The 22243-nt window shown below is 45.3% G+C and carries 10 protein-coding genes; 3 read left to right on the top strand and 7 right to left on the bottom strand.

What is annotated here, in order from left to right:
* Positions 1 to 59: 59 nt before the first annotated feature.
* Positions 60 to 764: a DUF445 domain-containing protein gene (locus tag VTAP4600_RS20235; protein WP_102525460.1), complete on the top strand. Its 705-nt coding sequence runs from the start codon at positions 60 to 62 to the stop codon at positions 762 to 764.
* A gap of 267 nt (positions 765 to 1031) precedes the next feature.
* Here VTAP4600_RS20235 and VTAP4600_RS20230 read toward each other — a convergent pair whose 3' ends face one another.
* Complete coding sequence (locus VTAP4600_RS20230; RefSeq protein ID WP_102524581.1) at positions 1032 to 1796, bottom strand: Mobile element protein; 765 nt, start codon at positions 1794 to 1796, stop codon at positions 1032 to 1034.
* A 542-nt stretch (positions 1797 to 2338) separates the two neighbouring features.
* Between VTAP4600_RS20230 and VTAP4600_RS20225 the strand changes: the two genes are divergently transcribed.
* Positions 2339 to 3082 (top strand): phosphatase PAP2 family protein, encoded by a 744-nt coding sequence (locus VTAP4600_RS20225; protein ID WP_102524580.1) that lies wholly within the window; start codon positions 2339 to 2341, stop codon positions 3080 to 3082.
* A gap of 121 nt (positions 3083 to 3203) precedes the next feature.
* Here the strand turns inward: VTAP4600_RS20225 and VTAP4600_RS20220 are convergent, their stop codons facing one another.
* From VTAP4600_RS20220 to VTAP4600_RS20195, 6 genes are all read right to left on the bottom strand, one after another.
* Positions 3204 to 3632: a VOC family protein gene (locus VTAP4600_RS20220; protein ID WP_102524579.1), complete on the bottom strand. Its 429-nt coding sequence runs from the start codon at positions 3630 to 3632 to the stop codon at positions 3204 to 3206.
* A 107-nt stretch (positions 3633 to 3739) separates the two neighbouring features.
* Positions 3740 to 7624, bottom strand: a complete 3885-nt coding sequence (locus VTAP4600_RS20215) for a DUF6701 domain-containing protein (protein WP_102524578.1) — start codon at positions 7622 to 7624, stop codon at positions 3740 to 3742.
* A 155-nt stretch (positions 7625 to 7779) separates the two neighbouring features.
* Complete coding sequence (locus tag VTAP4600_RS20210) at positions 7780 to 11628, bottom strand: DUF6701 domain-containing protein (RefSeq protein ID WP_102524577.1); 3849 nt, start codon at positions 11626 to 11628, stop codon at positions 7780 to 7782.
* 165 nt (positions 11629 to 11793) lie between these two features.
* Entirely contained in the window at positions 11794 to 13971 is a 2178-nt protein-coding gene (glgB, locus tag VTAP4600_RS20205; RefSeq protein ID WP_231897980.1) for a 1,4-alpha-glucan branching protein GlgB, read from the bottom strand.
* A gap of 240 nt (positions 13972 to 14211) precedes the next feature.
* Positions 14212 to 16389, bottom strand: coding sequence for a 4-alpha-glucanotransferase (malQ, locus tag VTAP4600_RS20200; RefSeq protein WP_102524575.1), 2178 nt, complete (start codon positions 16387 to 16389; stop codon positions 14212 to 14214).
* 58 nt (positions 16390 to 16447) lie between these two features.
* Positions 16448 to 18901, bottom strand: coding sequence for a glycogen/starch/alpha-glucan phosphorylase (locus VTAP4600_RS20195; protein WP_102525459.1), 2454 nt, complete (start codon positions 18899 to 18901; stop codon positions 16448 to 16450).
* A 509-nt stretch (positions 18902 to 19410) separates the two neighbouring features.
* On the opposite strand from VTAP4600_RS20195, the gene malT reads away from it, so the two are divergent.
* A complete protein-coding gene (gene malT / locus VTAP4600_RS20190; protein WP_102524574.1) occupies positions 19411 to 22119 on the top strand; it encodes an HTH-type transcriptional regulator MalT in 2709 nt (902 codons plus the stop codon).
* Positions 22120 to 22243 lie beyond the last annotated feature (124 nt).

The raw sequence follows: 22243 nt of genomic DNA, 5'->3' as shown, positions 1-22243 counted from the left end.
AATTGCACCTATTTTGCCTACAATTCCAGCCATTATTTCTATCACTCACTTTGGCTATCATGAACAAAAGCTTAATCACCAACCTCGTTGCCCTGTCTCTGCTTGTCGCGGGCTACGTAAGTGGCAATCAACTGGCTCTTTACGCAGGGCTGTTCGCTTTTTCTGGCGCTATCACCAACTGGCTAGCGATTCATATGTTGTTTGAGAAGGTTCCCGGCTTATATGGTTCAGGCGTCATTCCTGCTCGCTTTGAAGAGTTCAAGGCTGCAATTAAGACCCTGATGATGCAGCAGTTTTTCACCAACGAGAACATCGACCGTTTTTTAAGTAAAGAAATGGACGCCGGCAAAGCGCTGAACCTTGAGCCCATCATCGAGAAGATTGATTTTGAAACCACTTACGATTCATTAGTGGACGTCATTAATAACTCTCAATTTGGCAGCATGCTTGCGATGTTTGGTGGTTCTGAAGCTCTGGAGCCCTTGAAGGCACCTTTCATTGAAAAAATGAAAGAATCCGTGATTGATATCAGCAAAAGCGACGCAATTAAAGACGCCCTAAAAGAACAACTTGAACAGCCTGAAATGCTGGGTGAAATTGAAAGCAACATTGAAAACATCATTGACCAGCGCTTAAACGAGCTTACACCTCAGCTCGTTAAGAGTATGGTGCAAGACATGATTAAGGCGCATCTAGGCTGGCTTGTCGTCTGGGGCGGTATATTTGGTGGCATCATCGGCGTTATCTCGTCGTTCATCGCATAACCCAACTCATAAGTAACATCAAAGGACAGGCATCTTAAAAGCCAACCTAATATGCCTGTCCTTTGAATGATTTCCATGAACACTAACCCCACCTTATCTCGATAATTCGCCTTAGCTATTAGACCTCTCCTCGAAATGTAGGCGTCACATGCTCTGATGGTCAACTTCTGCGAGCCCCCTCTTCTAAAGTGTGTTCGGCACGCACACAAACTCTACTGGCTATACAGTATAGGGGAAGCTTGCTTACTCGGTGTACGTCGGCGTGAGTTAATCTGGCAGTGCGTAGCCAGATGTTCGAGTTTGACCTTTGTTTCTCGCTATCAATTTTATCATTTGAGTTGTGCCTATCATTACCGCTCTAGGCCGCTCTAACTGGGTGATAATACGAAGCCAATCTTGTTTCGTGAAGCTGATTCGGCTCAGTATGGGAGGTAGGTGATCATCGATATATCCTCTTTTGTCGGCGCGAAGCTGGCGGCCCGTCCAATCTACCAATTCGATATAATCTAGTAAGTTATAAGGCACATGTGCGGCATCTAAATGCTTAGCAGAATCCATAAACGGGTGCATACAAGGTAAGCGTTGACCATTATTTTTTAACTCTTTGATCCGCTCCTTAAGAGAGATATGCGGAGATTGCTCAGGCGTACTAGATGACTTGCTTCGTACGGGGTTCAGTTCATCATATACCATAGCACTCAGCAGTCCTTTTTCGTCTAACAGTGCTTGGCTTTTAAATCTGCTCTCCCAGAAGTGACCAGTGCATTGGTCTTCTTTATTTGCCCTTTTTGACATATAAAGGTTCACTTCCTTCATAAACCAATCTAGGCCGAAAAGGCGCTTTCTCCAAATCTCTACCGTTCGCCTCGCGCTCGCTAATTCAGCCTTGGTTAGCTCTACACCTTCCAAACGTTTTTTCATCAATACTGGTAGGTGGTGCAAAATATTCCAGCGCCTTATCACTTCTTCATCAGATAATTTTAGGGCCTGCTCTTTATCAATATAGACAACCGTGTGATAGTGATTATCCATCACGGCGTAGGAGCATAATTTAATGCAATAGACACTCGCGACCTGTTGTAGTCTCTGCTCTAGCCAGACTCTACGGTGCTCATAATTCGTATTGGTGACTCGATCAAACCCGCACAGAAACCCACGCCTGACGCATCGAACCGTGCAGTGATAATAACGGGTCGTTTCCAAGCATATTTGTTGTTTTCGAGGTATGGTCATGTTGATTTGGATGCTTATCTAAGATGAATTAAGCCCATAGTAGTGCAGAACATCTGACGGTGAACGACGGATGTATGAAACCTCGACGCCAGCAAGACAAAGATGAAATTGAGAGGTTTATAAATTACTCAGTCCTTAAGATGCCTGTCCTTTAATGTCCCTGCTTCAAAGGACAGGCACTCAGGAACTCTCCCTAACGTGCCTGTCCCGATAAGCCTTTACCTCTTTCAATTTCTAAATCTCTAAATCTCTAAATTTTTTGCGAGTTTGACCTAATGCTAACTTTGTATCTTCTCCTTAAGGTATGATTGCCAGCTTTCAAAAAAGCGATAAGAAGTATTGTGAACTGGTCTTTATCCCCTAAACGTTTCGAATTCATGGCCATAGGCGTTCTTACGACCTTAATCGGCTTAATGATCTTAGTGATCCCTACGCCTGACTTAACGTCTGCACTCAGTAACACTTTGGGCTTTATATTGGACGATCTGACCATGTCGGCAGGCCAGGAAGGCTTCTTATACACCACGGTGCTTTTGTGTTTACTGCCGCTAATCTTTCGCTTACCTCTACCGAGATTATTTGAGGTATACGCCAAGTTTGGCATGTTACTGGTGCTGAGTTTTGTGCTTAAAACAGGCATGAAGCACATCACTGAAGTACCAAGACCTTATACCTTGCAATTGAGTCAGTCGGAATTAGTTGACTCCCCCGAGACCTTTTACGCTCAGGATGCCATTCAACGCGAATTAATCATTGAAAGTGCTCAAGACATATTCAGCCCGTGGCGATTGAAGCACTGGGAAGGGGAAACCAATTACTCGATGCCATCAGGCCACACTATTTTTGTAGCAATTTGTGTGATGTTTTGGGGTGGTTTTTTACTGGCTCAGCAACAAAAGACGCTCATGGCGCTGTTGGTTTTTTGGGGAGTTGGCGTCGGATTCAGCAGGTTGTGGCTTGGTATGCATTGGCCTTTGGATGTGATGGTATCTTTGGTATGCGCAGCATCGCTAAACCTCTTAGTCCCCAATGTCACAGCACCAAATTGGATCAGCCGAATTACGTTTAAGAAAAGCAGAGCATAGACAAAAGAGCACAAATTGGAATCGAAAACAGCGGCGGCTATCGCTTCATTGAGCTAAGACTGCCGCTGTTTACAGTGTAAATTGCAACCAGTTCAAGTGAAAACCTTAAGTCGCTACACAACTATTCAATCACTAAACTGCCATCTTCGTTAAATTGCCAGAATTCGGCGTAAGCCACTTCCCACAAATGCCCATCTGGGTCGGTAAAGTAACCACTATACCCTCCCCAAAACACGTCTTGAGCAGGCTTTACTATTTTCCCGCCGCTGCGTTCCGCAAGCGCCAAGGTTGCATCGACTTCTGATTTCTCCCGAGTATTATGAGCCAAGGTTATGCCTGAAAACCCCGTCGATTTACCCGCAAAGTCGGGAGACACATCTTCAGCCAATTTCTCTAGCGGATAGAGCGCAACACATACGCCCCTAGTTTGAAAAAATACGATTCCGGCATCCACTTTACTCGTCGTTGGAAAGCCAAGTGTTTGATAGAAATTGCATGAACGTTCTAAATCGCTCACACCTAAAGTGATAATACTTACGCGTGGTTCCATAAGTGCCCTATCTAAGTTCGAATCATTGATTTCACAGTTTAGGTGCTAATGGATAACAATGCTTGTTGGGATCAACGTTTTGCTACCCTCTTCGTGTTTGCCGATCGCTAGTTCATCCTTGGTTCACCACGGTATATAACCCTATCGTTGCCGCGATATACCCCAAACGTTACGGTCGCTCTTGGGTTTTCATCACCACGACCGTCCCAGTTGTAATGCAAGTACTCAAGACCGCCAGTCGTCACACCTGCGCACGTTTGCCCGCTTTCAAAACCTGCAGGGGCAGCGCCAATCCGCAGCCAGAGCTTCACTTGTTCTCGTACATCATTGGTCGCTTGGTTTTGTACAGCAACCAAATCGTCCGAATCACCTACCAGCACACTGCCCGCTCCTGTCATCGTCACCGCGGTTGATCCCGACGTTGGCCATATTCTTAGGCGACAGAAGTTATCGCTGTTGAACGCACTACCACTATCCAATGTGTTGGTAACAAAATTACTGCCATTCCAATATTCGGCTTTTAACGGGATCATCAGGTTTGCACCGCTATTTCCGCCAATATCAGACATGGTCATACGGCCATAACGCACATCTAATTCTTCGGTTATTCCTTTAAGATCCTTTGCTCCCGTCCCGTCATTTCGGTATTCATCGGTACTATCAAAGTAGGTACAGCCTTGCGTTACACAGTTCACTGAGCCTTCGCTCACTTCTAACCCCATTTGAACCTGATATGGGCCATCTGGAATGGTTTTTAATGGCGATGATGACACTTCTACCCTATTAAATTTCAATATAGAGATAGGAATCCCCAAGGTGCCAGCAGACCAATCAGACTCCCAACCACTGCCCGATATTGTGCTCATATCGATTCGACCAGTAAGATCATTGACAGAAGGCGACGATTTACTCGCATCCACGGCTTTAAGTTCTATCGCCATTACGTTGGATACAAACTCATAATTTTGAGTAATCGTCTTAACGGTGCCGCCCGCTAATTGGGTTTCACTTTGGGCTGCAACTTCAAACTGAGCACCGAACCCCTGCTTCATATAGGTAAAATTACTTTGCCCCTCATTTACTACACCGCTGCTTAAGGCAAAATGATGAGGATAAAATCGCCCTATCACCACAACACCTTGCTCGACAGCGCCCAAGGCATAATTGGCGTAGTCAGCCTGAAGCCACAAACTGCCCACTTCATTCCAGCTTAATCCTGAAACCGTCAAGCCGTTTTGCGCTTCGCTGGTATTGGTAAAATTATAATGTTGATCACTTGTATTGAGGTGATTCAATGTACCAAGCTGCTTTCCGGCAGGCGTATGTAATGCATGAGATAATTTAACCCGTGCAAACTGCCCACCCGAAGTGTAGTAATTCGGTGTGGTTGGTTTTGAGCACAGCAAGTCAGCGATTTCGTCAATATTACCGTCACCAGAGTTATCTCCAGAAATAGCCGAGCCAAGCCAGGTTACAGGCTTAATAGTGACACTAAATGATTCACCCGCTTTGGCAAAGCCATTACCGGACGTTGCGGTTCCTGCATAACCTTGATTCAGCCCGGTTGAGGTAATATTGCAAATCGCAAAAGTATGTGGCCGTGAATGCACCACCATATCGCCTTTAAAGCCATCACTGGCTTCTTGTATTGAAAGGCTAACTTTTCCCGCATCGAGATATTTCACTGTAACCTGAGATTCGCCCGCAACAAACGTGACGTTGAGCGTTTCAAGCGTTGCATCCATTGACCCAGAAGAAGGCAAGATTTTTGACGTCGTGGTGAGTTGTAGCGTTTTAGCACCGGTATAAGAAGTAAGAACGTCGCCATTATTGTCTACGGCTTTAATGGTTGCAGTCGTACTCTGACCGGCAATCATTTCTAAGGGGCTTGGTTCAAAGATATAGCCGTTATTCTCGAACTTATAAGGCCCGGCATTGGCAGTAATTGCAGGCTTTTCAACCCATGTGGCCGTGATATCCACTTCGGCTTCGACACTAGAATACAAATAATAAGTGGCCATGCCAGCAGAAAAAGGCAACGAGGTTGAGTCTGTGTAACACGCACCGGCCGCGCTTGGCTTCCAACAGACATTTGCTCCGCCATCATGGGTAAGATTAAAGTTACCAAACAAGCTGGTATCAACATTACCCTGACTATTCACAATGGAGAATGTTATCGGGATAGCATTATCAATGAGTTCAGAACCCGAGGTTGGGCTGATTTGCATCTGTTGCGTGGCGTCATTACAACTAGAAATATCACCATGCAGCTCTCCACTGCCGTACATTTTTAAATAGAGTGAAGCGACCGCACCATAAACAATGCTTGAACCGCCGTTTATATCGGTGAGTGATTCCGACAGAACAAAACCACCAACCTTGGCTGAACCACTTATATACACTCCATTCTCAACCGAATTGTTATTATTTAAATTGAGGTAATCTACATTCGAATCGATGCCATATGATATTAAGTAAAGCTGTTCAGGGGTGGTCGTTACATCGGGAGCATCTGGGAGTGCAATATTCCCATTTTCGCTATAATTGACTTTGGAATTTCCAGATATATCCATTTTTTTGGCGTGTATCCGTACTTCCCCACTCACTAAAACGGTAGCACCTCCGCCGACGATAAAGTCTTCCATGAAATAATCGCCAGCAGAGAAGGTTACCGTTTTATTTCCGGTGACCTTTATTTCACTGTATTGACCAGGTACTAATACATCCCCGTTTTGTGCATTTATGAAACTGCCCCCAAAAGTGAACCCCGAAAAATCATATAAAGGAACTTTCAGGCTAGGGTCAGCAACACATGTGACACCATCACAGAAAGTTGGTAACCAATTAGGTTGGGTCAGGATATCAAAACCAACACGACCGTTTGGCACTGTCCCCGTGATAGTTGCATCTCCTTGTAATACCATTTCACCGTCAGTATCCCAAGTCTGAGCCGCCCCGGTAAATTGAGTACATTGGTTCACTTCAAATGGTACTTCGAAAAGAATAAAACCTATGCGTTCGGCCACATGACGGCGCTCAGAGTCAAAGTCTTGATCTTCATCGACCATAAAACTAGAGCGCGCCGTTTCTAATCGACATCGACGTATAAAGCCACCATTGTTACCCGCTCGTGAGTTCATCTTACCAATGATCACGGGGACAACATCAAGCTGAGTATAAGTTGCAAAGGTTTCACATCCCTGAGTCACAGGTTGGTTAGAGTTCAACGAACTGGTTGTCTGCTGATTCCGTATTTGGAACTTGAACTCATCTTTTTCGCCGCTTCCTACTGCTGCGAGATAAGCGATTTCTTCAGCGATTTGTGGGAATTCTCGATTAGCAAATGATTGTCTTCCGTCGATTTCTAGCCGTTCTAACGCAACGTCAAAGTTAGTGGTCGTCACTCGCGGCACAACCGTGCTAAGCCATAAATCAGCCGGGTTATTGACCGTTTGAACTTGATGCAAGACCGCTGGAGTACTGGAAAATGACGTGATTTGATTCGAAGAGGCCGTCGCATAATCCACTCTAACTCGATTATTGCGATTACCACTTGAATCAGAATTGCCGATCCGAGTTCGATAACGAGCCGTATTCACCGAACCGACCAGTACTTTAACGCCATTGAAATCATGTACGCCTTTTTCAATAACCAAGTAATCGATTACCGTCATGGGTACCGGTTCCATATTATTTGGCGCACGGGAATCAGGTGGGTATTGTTGCTCAAACCTAACGTAACTCGTCGTTACATCTAAAATACGTATTGCTGAAGGCGCATCCTGCTCATTTTGAAAGCTGACCGTATCCATGAAAAACACAGCAGGCGTTGTCGCGTATGTTTCTTCAAAATCAATTTGGCAAACCGTAGAAATACAATCAGCATGTGGAAAGGAGTTAACATTGTAGCGCCCATACTCTAGCTCTAGTGCTAAGCTTGAAAAGCTCACTAGAAACAATAACGCGCTAAGTAACTTGGTTGCTAGTTTCATGAGACTATAATCTGCGGCTAATTATCTATCCCTTTTATAAGACTAGCCCATTTATGAGTATGTTCATGAAAAGAGAGAATTAACTTTTACGTTCTCTCTTTGAAATCTAGATCTGAAGTCCGTTGCTCTTATTGATACAACTTAAAAACGAGTCATTAGTATGCTCTCGGCTCACCTCGAAAAATCACTCTGTCATTGCCACGATAAACCCCGAATGTCAGTGTCGCTCTAGGGTTTTCATCCCCACGGCCATCCCAGTTATAATGCAGGTAATCAAGGTTTCCAGTACCGACGCCTTCACACTGTAATCCAGTTTCAAAACCCGTTGGAGCAGTACCGATGCGTAACCAGAGTTTGACTTGTTCGCGCACATCCGAGGTCGCTGTACTTTGTATCGCTGACAATTGATTAGAGCGACCATTTATCACATTGCCGCTACCGTTAAGCGATGCCTCACTCGTGCCCGCACTTGGCCAAACTTTTTGTAAACAGTAATTGTCACCGTTAAAAGCACTGCCGTTATCAAGAGTATTGGTAACAAAACGGCTACCGTTCCAGTGCTGAGCTTTTAAAGGCACGGTGAGCGCTCGGCCGCTATTTCCACCAACATCCGACATAACTAGGCGCCCGTAGCGCATATCGAGTTCTTCTGTTAGACCTTTTATTGGTTTATCGCCACTCCCACCATTCCGATACGCATCCGTTTCATCGAAAGCAGTACACCCTTTCTCATCGCAATCCAACACGCCGGAATTGACTTCTAACCCCATTAGCACCCGATACGGACCATCTGGAACGGTTTTTACTGGCATAGAAGAGGTCTTAACTCTCTCAAATTTAAGGAGTGACAAAGCGATCCCTAACGTGCCATCAGACCAATCTGACTTCCAACCAACCGTTGAGATGTCACTCATATCAATTCGGCTAGTAAGATCATTGACGGCTGAAGAGTGTTTGCTGGCATCCACCGCTTTTAACTCAATGGCCATTTGATAATTGGTCATAAATTCATAGTTCTTTGTGATCGTTTTCGCCACACCACCCGTTAATTGCGTTTGGCTCTGAGCCGACACTTGAAACTGAGTACCAAACCCTTGATTCATATAAGTGAAATTACTCTGCCCCTCATTCACCACACCACTACTTAAGGCAAAATGGTGTGGATAAAACCGTCCAATCGCTGCAACACCTTGATTCACCGCCCCTAACACATAATTGGCATAATCGGCTTGCAACCATATACTGCCAACTTCATTCCAACTGAGCCCTGAAATGACCAAGCCGCTTTGTGCCTCTCCTGTTGTAGTGAAGTTATACAGTTGGTTGGTCGCATTGACTTGGTTTAAGACACCGAGCTGTTTTCCCGCTGGAGAATGTAAGGCGTGCGATAGGCGAACTCGAGCAAATTGCCCCCCAACAGTATAATAATTAGGCGTGGTGGCATGAGAACATAAGGAGTCGGTAATGGCATCACTATTGCCATCTGAGGAGCTATCGGTAGACACTGCCGTCGCGCCAAGCCAAGTAAGCGGTTTAACGGTAACGCTAAATGTCTCCCCAGCTTTGGCAAACCCATCTCCCGACGTCGCCGTGCCTTTGTAGCTCTTATTTAACCCATTGGACATGATGTTACAGATAGCAAACGTGTGTGGCCGAGAATGTACTTGCATATCACCCGTCACCCCTCCGCCGGTTTCTTCAACCGTTACACTCACCTTTCCGGCATCAAAATACTTTACTTTCGCCGTTGCGATACCATCGGTAAACGTTACATTTCCAGAAACAAGGCTAGCATTTAGATTTCCAGTTGCAGGCAAAACCTTTGCTGTGGCTGATACTTGCAGGCTTTTAGCGCCCTCATAAGATGGCAGGACAATTCCAGCATTGTCTACCGCTTTTATCGTCACTGTTGTTTCTTGACCTGCAATCATCAAGAGTGGGCTTGGTTCGAAAACAAACCCATTGATTTCAAATTTATATTCTCCAGCACTGGCGTTCACCGCAGGCCTTTCAACCCATGTCGCTGTAATGTTTGCCGTTGCTTGTACAGAACCAAACAAATAATAAGTCCCCATTCCGGCAGAAATTGGAACAGACGATGGGTCGGAAATACAAGCACCATTTTCTGAAGGTTTCCAACAGACGTTTGTCCCACCCGTTTGAGTAAGGTTAAGGTTACCGTAAGCATTACTGTCAACAACACCTTGACTATTGACTATGGAAAAAGTGATTGGAATGGTTTGATTGACAACTTGTGTGCCCGAAGGTGGGCTGATGGATAAGGTCCGTATTACGTCATCATTACAACTTGAGATATCACCGTGTAATTTAGCGTTATTTTTCATTTCAACATCAAGCGAAGCAATAGCACCTGTCAGGTTCGCACTATTTTGCATAATGATATCTTCTTCTGAAATAACAAAGCCACGCATAACGGCGTTATTCTGAAATGTCGCTAAAGCATCGTCACCATGAACGATGATCTTTAAGTTATTTGGTATCCCAGGGGTCAAAAGATCATTGAAGACAAATTCGTTAGCTTTGGAGCTGTTTTGCTGGCTAAACTCATTACTATGAAGCGTCACTTCTCCTTGCATGAAGATCTCAGCGTTATTTTTCAGAATGATTTCATCTGCCCAGTATTCACCGGGTTCAAACGTTACCTTGGCACTGTTTGAAATTTCAATTTTATCGTAATGACCCGGCGAGATCGTATGACTTCCAGAGCTCTTACTATAGTCATTAGGGCCCGGAGTGAAAGAAGCGAAACCATAATCCGGCACCATTAAACTTGGGTCTGCGACACATTGGCCAGTATCACAACTGTTATTATGGGCGTCAACATCAGCAAAACCTAAACGGTTATTCGCTACTGAGCCTGTAATTTTTGCGCTATTTTCTATCTCGATTTCACCATCAGTATCCCAAGTCTGAGCGGCACCTGTAAATTGAGTACACTGATTAACCGTAAACGGGACTTCAAAAATGATGTAACCCAGCGTCTCCACAATGTGCATGCGCTCTGCATCGTTGTCCTGATCTTCGTCAACCAAAAAGCTTGATTTCGCGGTTTCCAAGCGGCATCGCCTTACCCAACCGCCATCGCCACCGCTACGGGTGTTTTTGGACGCGATAATAATCGGCACGACATCATAATCATTATCGTAATCAGCGTAAGTTTCACAGCCAGTACTAACCGGGTCCCCTGTATTGTATGAATTCTTCGTTTGCTGTGTCTCAATACTAAATTTAATGTCGTCTTTTTCTCCGCTACCCACCGCAGCAATATAGCCTATGCGCTCATTCTGAGTGGGGTAACTTCTTTCATCTCTTGGTTTTCTTCCATCGATCTCGGAGCGTTCTAATGCAATATCAAAACGGCTATTATTCACTCCGTATACCGTTGAGGTTAACCAGAAATTTTCGCCATTTGCTACACTTTGTACTTGATGGATAATCCCAGGTTTGGAACCAAAACCCGTGAAACCTTGCCCATTAAATTGGCTATATTGCACCCTTTCTCTCTGGTTTCGATTGGGCGGACGGACGACTGGCGCGCCAGGGTTAATATCGATATCAATTTTGGTTCGGAACTTATTGGTACTGATGTCTCCCGCCAACACCTGAACACCACTTGAGAAATTATGAACCCCCTTTTCGATCACCAAGTAATCGATCACCTTCATGGGTAAGTTTTGCATTCCAGGTGGCTCTCTGGAGCTTGGGGCGAACTTTTGTTGGAAGCGAACTCGGGTAGAGTTAATGTCTAAGATACGAATGGTCGAGGGGCAATCCGTTTCGTCTTGAAAACTGACGGTATCCATGAAGAACACCAAGGGAGTCGAGGCATAATTCTCTTCAAATACAATTTCACACACCGTATCAATACAGTCTGCGTGTGGATGAGCGTTGATATTATATCGCCCATACTCCAATTCTAATGCAAATGTACACATGCTAAAAAATAGCGACAATACACCAATGAATCTAAACAAACCTTTCATAAGTAGCCTAACTCGTAATCCATTACTTGCTGCTTGAGCTTAGATTAAATCATATTTTGTTACATAAACCTCTAATTGATAACAAAAGTTATAAAAAAACCCAGAATAATCTGGGTTTTATTTCTATTTCAACGTTATAAGCCTAGTCATTCTATGAAGCGAAGACTAGCCTTTTAACTTATAAAACACCGTCGCGAGTGGCGGAATTTTTAACGCCAGAGACTGCGCTAAACCTTCACTCTCAATCGCTTCGGTTTGAGCGGTACTTATCACTTCAAAACCACTGCCGTTATAATTTTCGGCATCGGTATTAAGCAACAACTCATAGCGACCAGCATTAGGAACACCCATACGGAATGCTTCATGCGGAACAGGCGTGAAGTTTGAAATAACCAACACGCGCTCGCCGGCTTCACTGATACGCTCATGAGCCAGAACACTGGCTTCACTTGCATCTTGTAAGCGCCACTCAAAACCTGCAGGTGCACAGTCTTGATCGTGCATTGCGGCTTCATTGCGATACAACATGTTAAGGTCACGAGTCAGGGTTTGAAGGCCTTTATGGCGGTCAAAGTCGGTCAAGAACCACTGCAATTGGTCATCATGGTTCCACTCACCCGTCTGGCCAAATTCTGCGCCCATGAAGTTGAGTTTCTTACCCGGCTGCCCATACATGTAGCCCATGTAAGCGCGAAGGTTAGCCGTTTGTTGCCATTCATCACCCGGCATCTTTTCATGAATAGAGCGTTTGCCGTAAACCACTTCATCATGAGAAAGCGACAGTACGTAGTTTTCGCTGTGCGCATACACCAATGGGAAAGTAATCGTATTATGGTGATATTGACGATGAACGGGATCTTCTTGGATGTAAGATAGGCTATCGTGCATCCAGCCCATGTTCCACTTAAAGCCAAAGCCTAAACCACCCATGAAAGTAGGGGCTGAAACACCAGGGAATGCCGTCGATTCTTCTGCTATCGTCATGGCGTTCGGGAAGTGTTTATACACCTCTTCGTTCATCCATTTTAGCGTCCAAATCGCATCGTGATTTTCATTGCCACCATCGACATTCGGAATCCATTGATCGTGGCTACGCGAATAATCGAGGTACAACATAGACGCAACGGCATCCACACGAATACCATCAATATGGAATTGCTCGAACCAGTACAAAGCATTTGAGACTAAGAAACGGCGAACGTGCTCTCGGCCCATGTCATAAATGTATGAGTTCCAATCTTGATGCCAGCCACGGCGTGGATCTGGATCATGGAACAATGGCGTACCATCGAAGTTAGCTAAGCCGTGATCATCTGATGGGAAGTGCGCAGGCACCCAATCAAGTACTACGCCAAGGCCCGCTTGGTGACACTGATCAACGAAATACTTGAAGTCATCAGGTGAACCAAAACGGCTGGTTGGCGCAAATAAACCAACAGGCTGGTAGCCCCAAGAACCGTAGAATGGGTGCTCGGAAACTGGCATCAACTCGATGTGAGTGTAACCGAGATCAACCAAGTACGGGATCAGCTGAGCCGCCAATTCACGGTAATTTAGGAAGTCGCCATTTTCATCACGGCGCCAAGAACCCGCATGCAGTTCATAGAAAGACAAGGCTTCTTTGGTCTTGGTACTCAGTGGGCGATTCTGCCATTGGCTATCTTGCCAATCATAACGGGCATGATCGTAAGTTACTGAGGAAAAAGATGGGTATTGCTCTGCATGGAAACCCCATGGATCGGCTTTATGTGGTAAGCCTTCACCGTTTGGCCCTTTAAGCTCAAACTTGTACGATTCACCTTCCGCAAGTTCAGGGATGAAAATACCCCAAATACCGTAATCCAAGCGCTGCATTGGCGTGCGGCGACCATCCCACTGGTTAAAATCACCAATAAGGCTAGCAGCAGTCGCATGCGGAGCATACACAAGGAAACGCGTACCCGAGATAGACTTACCGTCTCTTTCGATGGTCACGAACTGTGCGCCCATTTCATGGTACATCTGCTTTGGTGCATGCAGATCATCGTATTCGGCATACAAGCCGTGATACTGATAAGGGTCATCAAGGATTTGCTCATCCCCAGACCAATTCACCGCTAAGCGATAGTGAGCAAAAGTAAGATCGTGCTCTTGCGTTAATATAAAGCCGCTTGCATCTTCACGCTCAAGTGCAATGCGTGTGTTATCTTCTAGCACCAACTGAACACTGTCCGCCCCGGGCATCCATACTCTTAAGAAAACCCCTTCATTTTTACAATAAGGGCCTAAAAAAGAGAACGGTTCTGCAAAGGCAGCCTGAGAAAGTTGGGTGTAGGCTTTTGTAGATTGTGTTTTTATATTCAATGCCTTTTCCCCTGACACATATGAGATATCTCTCATTTCAATCGATGTAATAACAAAGATTGATATTCCATTATTATGAAAAATGCCCGCCCTTAAAGGACGAGCACTTAATTCACCCCTAAGGGTGAGACTTTACCGTATAAACGCACAACAAAGTGTGCTCAGTCTACCATGCTTCTTACAAAGTGAAAGTGCTTGCATAAATTAGGCAACTCCTTATACCACTTTGTTTTATCATCATTATTGACTTGCTTTACGACGGACTTCGGTGATACGAGCTGCAATATGGTTCACATCGCTATTACCAAAGACTTGGTCCAAGTTCATCGACAACTTACGACGCCAGTTTGGGTATTCGTTCACCGTACCCGGAATGTTTACCGGCTTATCCATTTGCAGCCAATCTTCTAATTGAATACTCAGTAGCGCACTAGAACCTGCAGCAACATGAACTTGCAACGCTTCACTCAAATGCTTGTCCATCGGAACCAAGGATGCGTCACGTCCAACGCCATCAGGCAAATAACCGTGGCCTGCTACGCTGTTAATGATTTCTTGTTTACACTTAAGACGATCATCAAACAAGCCTTCAAGCTGAACGGGATCTGGGTACAGCCCAAGTTCTTGTCCAGTTTTCAAATCTTCACAGTGCCAGAAGCCACGTAACGTTGGCATATCGTGCGTACACAGAGCCGTCATTGACTGATCTTTGTAATGAGTTGGAGAGTAATAACCGCCATCTTCCGCTGTTTCAAAGAAGAAGACCTTGTATGAGTGCACACCCGCATCAGCCAAGATTTCGACAATCTCATCAGGAACGGTACCCAAGTCTTCGCCGATCACAGAACAACGGTAGCGATGACTCTCTAGAGCCAAAATCGCTAGCATATCTTCTACTGGGTAGTAGATGTACGCCCCTTTCGTTGCATCTTCACCTTTTGGTATCCACCATAGGCGTAATAAGCCCAACACGTGGTCAATTCGAAGTGCGCCACAATGCTTCATGTTTGCACGTAGCAAATCAATATATGGTTGATAAGCCGTCACTTGAAGTTGCTGCGGGTTAAGCGGTGGTAAACCCCAGTTTTGACCTAACGGACCAAGAATATCTGGCGGAGCACCGATGCTCACATCCTGACATAAATCGTCTTTATCAGCCCAAGTCTCTGAACCTGAATCGGCAACGCCTACAGCAAGATCTCGGTAGATACCAATGCACATGCCTTTTTCTTCAGCCAGAGCTTGCGCTTCTTTAATTTGACCGTCTGCTAACCACTGCAAATACATGTGCAGTTGGACTTTGTCGTTTTCTTTTTCAATAAACTTCTTAACGGCTGGGCTATCAAACTTGCGGTAACTCTCTGGGAATACCGGCCAGCCCCAAATTTGGTCATCTTCGTTATGAAGGTATTCATGCAGAGCATCGAAAGAGGCTTGCTGAAGTAAGCTTTCGCCTCCAGCTTTAACAAACGCTTGGAAGTCAGCTGCGCGATCTGTTTTGCTCGCGATATGGCGAGTTTTAAATTCTTCAAACAGCATCGGTAACACGCTCATTTTTAGAGCCGACACTTCGGTGTAATTCACCCAATGCGCGTCACGCGCTTTTTGCAATCGTTGCTGAAAAGCAGTGCTACCAACCAGCTGCTGTGCCTTCGCACTTAATGCAAACTCTGAAACCGAGCTCACATCAATATATAAAACATTTAACCAACGGCGAGAAGACGGGCTATATGGGCTCGCCCCTTCAGGGTTTGCAGGGAAAAGAGAGTGAATTGGGTTCAAACCAACAAAATCGCCACCACGTGATGCGATCTCGCTAACCAATTGTTTTAAATCGCCAAAATCACCGATACCCCAGTTATGGTTCGTTCTTAGGGTATAGAGCTGTACGCTTGGTCCCCAGATTTTTTTACCACATTGCAAAGGCTCTTGCTTGTAGCAAGATTTAGGTGCGATCACTAACGTCATTTCATAAGGTGTTTTACGACGCTTACGGCTAACAATCAGTTTGTGATAACCCCAAGAAAGCCCACTTGGCAGTGCAAACACCAAAGGACCACCCTGATCTCGTTCGTCTCTGACGATTTGAGATTGCAGGTAGCCCTCTAATACTTCACCTTGTTCCGTTTCTAAACGCCAACTGAATTCACTTTCACGTGCACTCGCTCCAAGATGTAATTCCACATGAACGGGAGCATCATCTTGTAATACAAGCACAGGCGGTAGCACATCCTTTTTATGCTTCCTCTCGGCAGACTTTAATAGTGACTCGTCACTGGATGTATCGTAGCCGAGTGCAGCAAGGAGGTGTCGAATGGTGTCATCAGAAACGGACGCTTCGTCGCCCCATGCGCTAACATAACTGTCGGTGATACGAGCCATTTCAGCGACTTGTTTTAATACTGTTTGCTTTTTCATCGCTCTCTCCGAAGGCGGGCATGAACCCGCCTTCTTGGTAGGGTGTAATTATGGAAACTTAACGCTTAACCGTTTCTAGTTTCCAAATATTATTAACGTAATCACGGATACTACGGTCTGAGCTGAATTTGCCCACGAGTGCCGTGTTCAGAATTGCTTTCTTAGCCCAACCCGCTTGGTCACGGTATTGTGCGTCCATGTCTTCGTGCGCTTTCACATAAGATGCGAAGTCAGCAAGCACAAGATAAGGGTCACCGCCATCTAGTAGGCTGTCGTAGGTTGCGCGCAGCTTACCTGGTTCGCCTGGTGTGAACTCATCACCAAGTAATAGGTCAAGAGAAGACTTAAGTAAGTGATCCGCATTGTAGTAATCAAACGGGTTGTAACCGTTCGCTTTCACCGATTCAACACCGTCAACGTCTAGGCCAAAGATGTAGATATTGTCGTCACCCACTTCTTCACGGATCTCTACGTTTGCACCGTCCATCGTACCGATAGTAAGCGCACCGTTTAGCGCCATTTTCATGTTACCCGTACCTGAAGCTTCTTTACCTGCTGTAGAGATTTGCTCAGAAACGTCGGCTGCTGGAATGATGATTTCAGCCATGCTTACACGATAATCAGGAACGAAGACCACTTTCAGCTTGCCAGCGATGCGAGGATCGTTATTCACTTTCTCTGCAATCTTGTTCGTTGCGTAGATGATCTCTTTTGCTAGGTGATAACCCGGTGCCGCTTTTGCAGCAAAGAACACAACTCGTGGCGCCATATCAAACGTAGGGTCGTTTAATAGACGGTGATACAGAGACAAGATGTGCAGCAAGTTTAGATGCTGACGCTTGTACTCGTGAAGACGCTTGATTTGAACATCAAAGATAGCATTGGTATCGAGTTCGATGTCCATGTTCTCTTGAACCCAATCAGCCAGACGTTGTTTATTCGCCTTCTTCACAGCCATGTATTCTTTTTGGAATTTCTTATCTTCTGCGTACTTAGCAATTTCTTCTAACTGCTCAAGTTTGCCCGGCCACTGCGTACCGATCTTATCCGAAATAAGGTCAGATAGGCCTGGGTTACAGAACTTCAACCAACGACGTGGCGTAATACCATTGGTGACGTTGTGCAAACGCGTAGGATAAAGCTCGTGGAACTCAGGGAACAAGTCACGCTTAACCAGCTGTGAGTGCAATGCGGCTACGCCGTTTACTGCGTACGAACCCACAACACAAAGGTTAGCCATGCGAACCATGCGGTGGAAACCTTCTTGGATGATAGAAAGTTTCTGTTGTTTTGCTACATCACCAGGCCACTTAGCACGTACATCTTGTAGGAACAGGTGGTTGATTTGGTAGATGATTTCCATATGACGAGGAAGCAGGCGCTGAATCAAAGACTCGCTCCATGTTTCCAGCGCTTCAGGAAGCAATGTGTGGTTAGTGTATGCAAACGTATGAGAACAGATTTCCCATGCAGCATCCCACGACAGGTCTCTTTCATCCACAAGGATACGCATCAATTCAGGAAGAGCGATCGTCGGGTGAGTATCGTTAAGCTGAATCGTCTCAAGCTTAGGTAGGTCAGCCAGTGTGTGGCCTGCCGCTTCGTGGCGACGCAAAATATCACGAACAGATGCTGCAGAATGGAAGTACTGTTGCATAAGGCGAAGTGTTTTGCCTTTTTCGTGGTTATCGTTCGGGTAAAGAACTTTGGTGATGTTACCCGCATCGATGAGTGCGTGCTGCGCTTCGAAGTAATCGCCATTGTTAAAACTTTCTAGAGAGAAAGGAGCGATAGCGCGACATTCCCATAAGCGTAATGGGTAAACTGTGTTGCTTTGGTAACCAACGATAGGTAAATCCCAAGGCATGCCTTGTACGTGCATTCCAGGAACCCAACGACGCTTTTCTTTGCCGTTTTCTGTGTACACTTCAACATGACCAAAGAAGCCAATTTCTTGAGCAAGCTCAGGACGAGCCACTTCCCAAGGGTAGCCCTCAACACCGCGCCATGCATCAGGTGCTTCTTGTTGGTGACCTTCTTTAAATGATTGCTTGAACAAACCGTATTCGTAATGCAAGCCGTAACCCACTGTTGGGTATTCTTGCGCGGCACATGAATCCATGAAACACGCAGCTAAACGGCCTAAACCACCATTACCCAAAGATGGGTCACGCTCTTCTTCCAAAAGGTCGGTTAGGTTTTGATCTAACTCACCCATCGCCTCTGTGATTTGCTCGTAAAGACCCATGCTGATGAGGTTATTACCGGTAAGACGGCCAATCAAAAACTCGAGTGATAGGTAATTTAGGCTTTTCGCATTTTTGATTTTAGGATCGTTCTCTGTTTCTAACAGATCAAACGTCGTTAGCTCTGCAAGAGCACGACCCATTGCTAGATACCATGCACGACTATCAGCATTTTCAACTTTAACAGCGTAAGTAGACGCTAGGTGTTTTTTTACCGAGCGCTTAAACAGCTCTTTATCAAATTTCAGTTGTTCAGTAGGCTTCATCTTGAAATCTCGCTTTAAGGTGTAATCCATTTAATACCCATATCCTGCATGGACAGAGTTTGCGAAACATCCTCCTAAAACAAGGGAGGACAAGGAGGAGAGGTAAGGGCGTAGAGGAGGTGGTGAAACACATTCAGTGAGTCGAATCACAAAAAGTCCGGATTACTCATATCCGGGCGTGACTTTCTTCACATCAAACCGTTCAGTTGACGGTTTAATAACCACCACTCTCTTTCACTACGTCGTCGCTTCTCTTTGCAAATAATGCAAGGTTGATCACATATCGTTCCGTGATAGAACACTGCATGCATACCAAAATCGGCAATTATCGTGTAAATAGCAATAGACAAATTCGTTACAATGCCCCATAAGTTGACCAGCCTCACAAATATAAGGCGTAGCGAGGTCATATTGAGTTACATATATACATTTCTGAACTTGATCATGGATGTGAGTGGATTCGATGAGTAATATCAGCGCCAGCAACCCCAACAAAAAAGACAATAATTATGTGGATTCCATCAAAACTGACTCGCCCTGGCCGCTTGCACAATGCTATTTTACGCCCGCGAGTACTTGATATTCTTCAACAAGCACCTTGCTATAAGCTTGTTCTGTTCCGCTCTCCAGCCGGCTACGGCAAAACAACCATGGCCGCACAATGGCTGGCGGACAAATCCAATGTGGGTTGGTTTAGTATTGATGAAAACGACAACGACACCTTCCGCTTTGTAAATTATTTTATCCAAGCACTGAATAAGGCTACCCAAAATGCCTGTCCAAATGCACAAGCTTTGGCTGAGCGTCGCCAGTTCTCTTCTGCGACCAACTTGTTTGGTGAATTGTTTACCGAGTTAAATGAGTACCAGCAAGAGTGTTATGTGGTACTTGACGATTACCACATGATCGACAGTGATGACATTCATGAAGCGATGCGCTTCTTTTTAAAGCACATGCCGGAATGCTTAACGATTGTTGTCACTACTCGTGCAACGCCACCATTAGGAACAGCAAACCTACGTGTACGCGACCTACTGATTGAAATCGACAACGAATCTCTCGCGTTTGATAATGAGGAAACCACACGTTTCTTTAATCAACGCGTGACTGAAGGCATTGACGACGATACCGCGAACACCTTGTGTACTTATGTAGAAGGTTGGCCATCCGCACTGCAACTCATCGCGTTGCAAGCACAGCATCAAAAGCGCACCTTAGCTCAGTCTGCTGTTTCGGTGACTCAATTCAATCACGCCCACTTGTGGGACTACTTGGTTGAAGAAGTGTTTGACCTGCTCGATAGTGAAACTCGCCAATTTTTGATGCAATGTTCGGTGTTAGATACGTTTAATGATGCGTTAGCCGCCGAGCTCACCAAACGTGAAGATACGTTAAACATGATTGAATCGCTTAACCGTTTCGGCTTGTTTATTTACCCGCTTGAAGGGGAGCAAAACTGGTATCGCTTCCATAACTTGTTTGGCGAATTTTTGTCTCATGAGCGTAAAGCTCGTATTCCACAACAAGAAGAACAACTGCATAACGACGCGTCGAATGCGTGGTTAAACCAAGGCAATCCCAACCAAGCATTAAGTCATGCGCTAAAAGCGAATAGCGGTATATTAGTTGCGCGAATTTTAGATCAATACGGTTGGAGCATGTTCAACCGTGGTGAGCTCGTTTTGGTTGAAAAGGCCATGGGCTCATTAACTGACGATCAACTGTACGCCACACCAAAGCTGCCATTATTACGCGCTTGGCTTGCACAAAGTCAGCACCGCTACAATGACGTAGCCGATATGCTCGCACTGGCTGCGCTGGAACTAGAAAAGCGCGACATAGAGTTAACCTCGGACGACAAAGGACAGATCAACGCATTATTGGCGCAAGTCGCCATCAATATGAGTAAGCCTGAAGAAGCACAGGAATTGGCTGAACTGGCACTAGAACAAATTAACTCCACCACTTATCGTAGCCGTATCGTTGCCACTTCAGTCGTTGGTGAAGTCAACCATGTACTGGGGCGACTTGATCAAGCGCTGCCCCTGATGCAACAAACTGAAAAGCTAGCGCGCCAGTACCACATCATTCCGCAGGCGCTATGGGCACTGCTGCAACAAAGCGAGATTTTAATAGCGCAAGGGTTCGTACAAGCAGCCTATGAAGTACAAGACTCCGCATTCAAATTGGTCGAGGAACACCATTTACACCAATTGCCTTTGCACGAATTTTTACTGCGATTACGCGCTCAAGTACTGTGGTGCTGGAACCGCTTAGATGAAGCAGAAGAGTGTGCTTATAAAGGAATAGATGTACTAGGAAAGGCAGACCCAAGTAAGCACTTACATAGTTATTCTATGCTAGCACGCCTTGCTTTAGCCCGTGGTGAACTCGACAAGGCAGCACGCTTTATCGAGCAAATTCAGCATTTATTGCAACAATCCAATTACCACATTGATTGGACAGCCAATGCTTCTTTGTCTTTGTTACTTTACTGGCAAACTCGCGGAGACAATAGTGCCATTGAAACGTGGCTAGTTGATGCTATTCGTCCAGCAAACTACAGTAATCATTTCTATCAATTACAATGGCGCAATGTCGCCCGAGCTCAAGCTGCACTAGGGTTATGTGACGACGCGAAAGCCACGATTGCCAAGCTACAACAAGAAGCAAAAAAGCATCACTTGCTTACCGACCAGAATCGTAACTTAGTCGTTGAAGCGGTGATTGCCGTTAAACTTGGTGATACTGAAGAAGCTGAGGCACAGTTAAAGCTCGCATTAAGCTTAACCAATCAGACTGGGATGATAGGCAACTTCTTAATTGATGGGGCTTCCATAGATAAAATTTTGGAACGCTTAATGAGTAAGCCAGGGCTAGATGACCTAGAACGTCACCGAGCTCAGCAACTAATGAAAGACATCTCGAGCAAACAACGTAGCCGCTCTGTACATTTTGATGAGAGCTTTGTAGAAAAACTCGTAACGCATCCCAATATACCTGAGCTAATCCGAACCAGCCCACTCACACAGCGCGAATGGCAGGTTTTGGGCTTAATCTATTCTGGGTTCAGCAATGAACAAATTGCACAGGAGTTAGATGTTGCGGGTACAACCATTAAAACACACATTCGAAATCTATATCAAAAACTCAATATTGCAAATCGCAAAGAAGCTATTGAAACAGCAGAAAACCTATTAAAATTGATGGGGTATTAGTCCTTTCTATGGTAATAGTAACACTTACCTATCGCTGAGTTGATACTCACTGAGAGTAGAAATAGGATAAGTGATACGTATCGTGAGGGTGAAGGATCACGCTCACATACTTGACTTACCATAA

Source organism: Vibrio tapetis subsp. tapetis, from assembly GCF_900233005.1.
In the GTDB taxonomy this organism is placed as follows: domain Bacteria; phylum Pseudomonadota; class Gammaproteobacteria; order Enterobacterales; family Vibrionaceae; genus Vibrio; species Vibrio tapetis.
Note: the sequence above shows the minus strand (reverse complement) of the source record. Positions and strands in the feature narration are given on the sequence as shown.

Coding starts and splice junctions, on each gene's coding strand:
- VTAP4600_RS20235 (WP_102525460.1), top strand. CDS start 60: ATGAACAAAAGCTTAATCACCAACCTCGTTGCCCTGTCTCTGCTTGTC.
- VTAP4600_RS20230 (WP_102524581.1), bottom strand. CDS start 1,796: ATGGATAATCACTATCACACGGTTGTCTATATTGATAAAGAGCAGGCC.
- VTAP4600_RS20220 (WP_102524579.1), bottom strand. CDS start 3,632: ATGGAACCACGCGTAAGTATTATCACTTTAGGTGTGAGCGATTTAGAA.
- VTAP4600_RS20215 (WP_102524578.1), bottom strand. CDS start 7,624: ATGAAACTAGCAACCAAGTTACTTAGCGCGTTATTGTTTCTAGTGAGC.
- VTAP4600_RS20210 (WP_102524577.1), bottom strand. CDS start 11,628: ATGAAAGGTTTGTTTAGATTCATTGGTGTATTGTCGCTATTTTTTAGC.
- malQ (WP_102524575.1), bottom strand. CDS start 16,389: ATGAAAAAGCAAACAGTATTAAAACAAGTCGCTGAAATGGCTCGTATC.
- VTAP4600_RS20195 (WP_102525459.1), bottom strand. CDS start 18,901: ATGAAGCCTACTGAACAACTGAAATTTGATAAAGAGCTGTTTAAGCGC.
- malT (WP_102524574.1), top strand. CDS start 19,411: ATGTGGATTCCATCAAAACTGACTCGCCCTGGCCGCTTGCACAATGCT.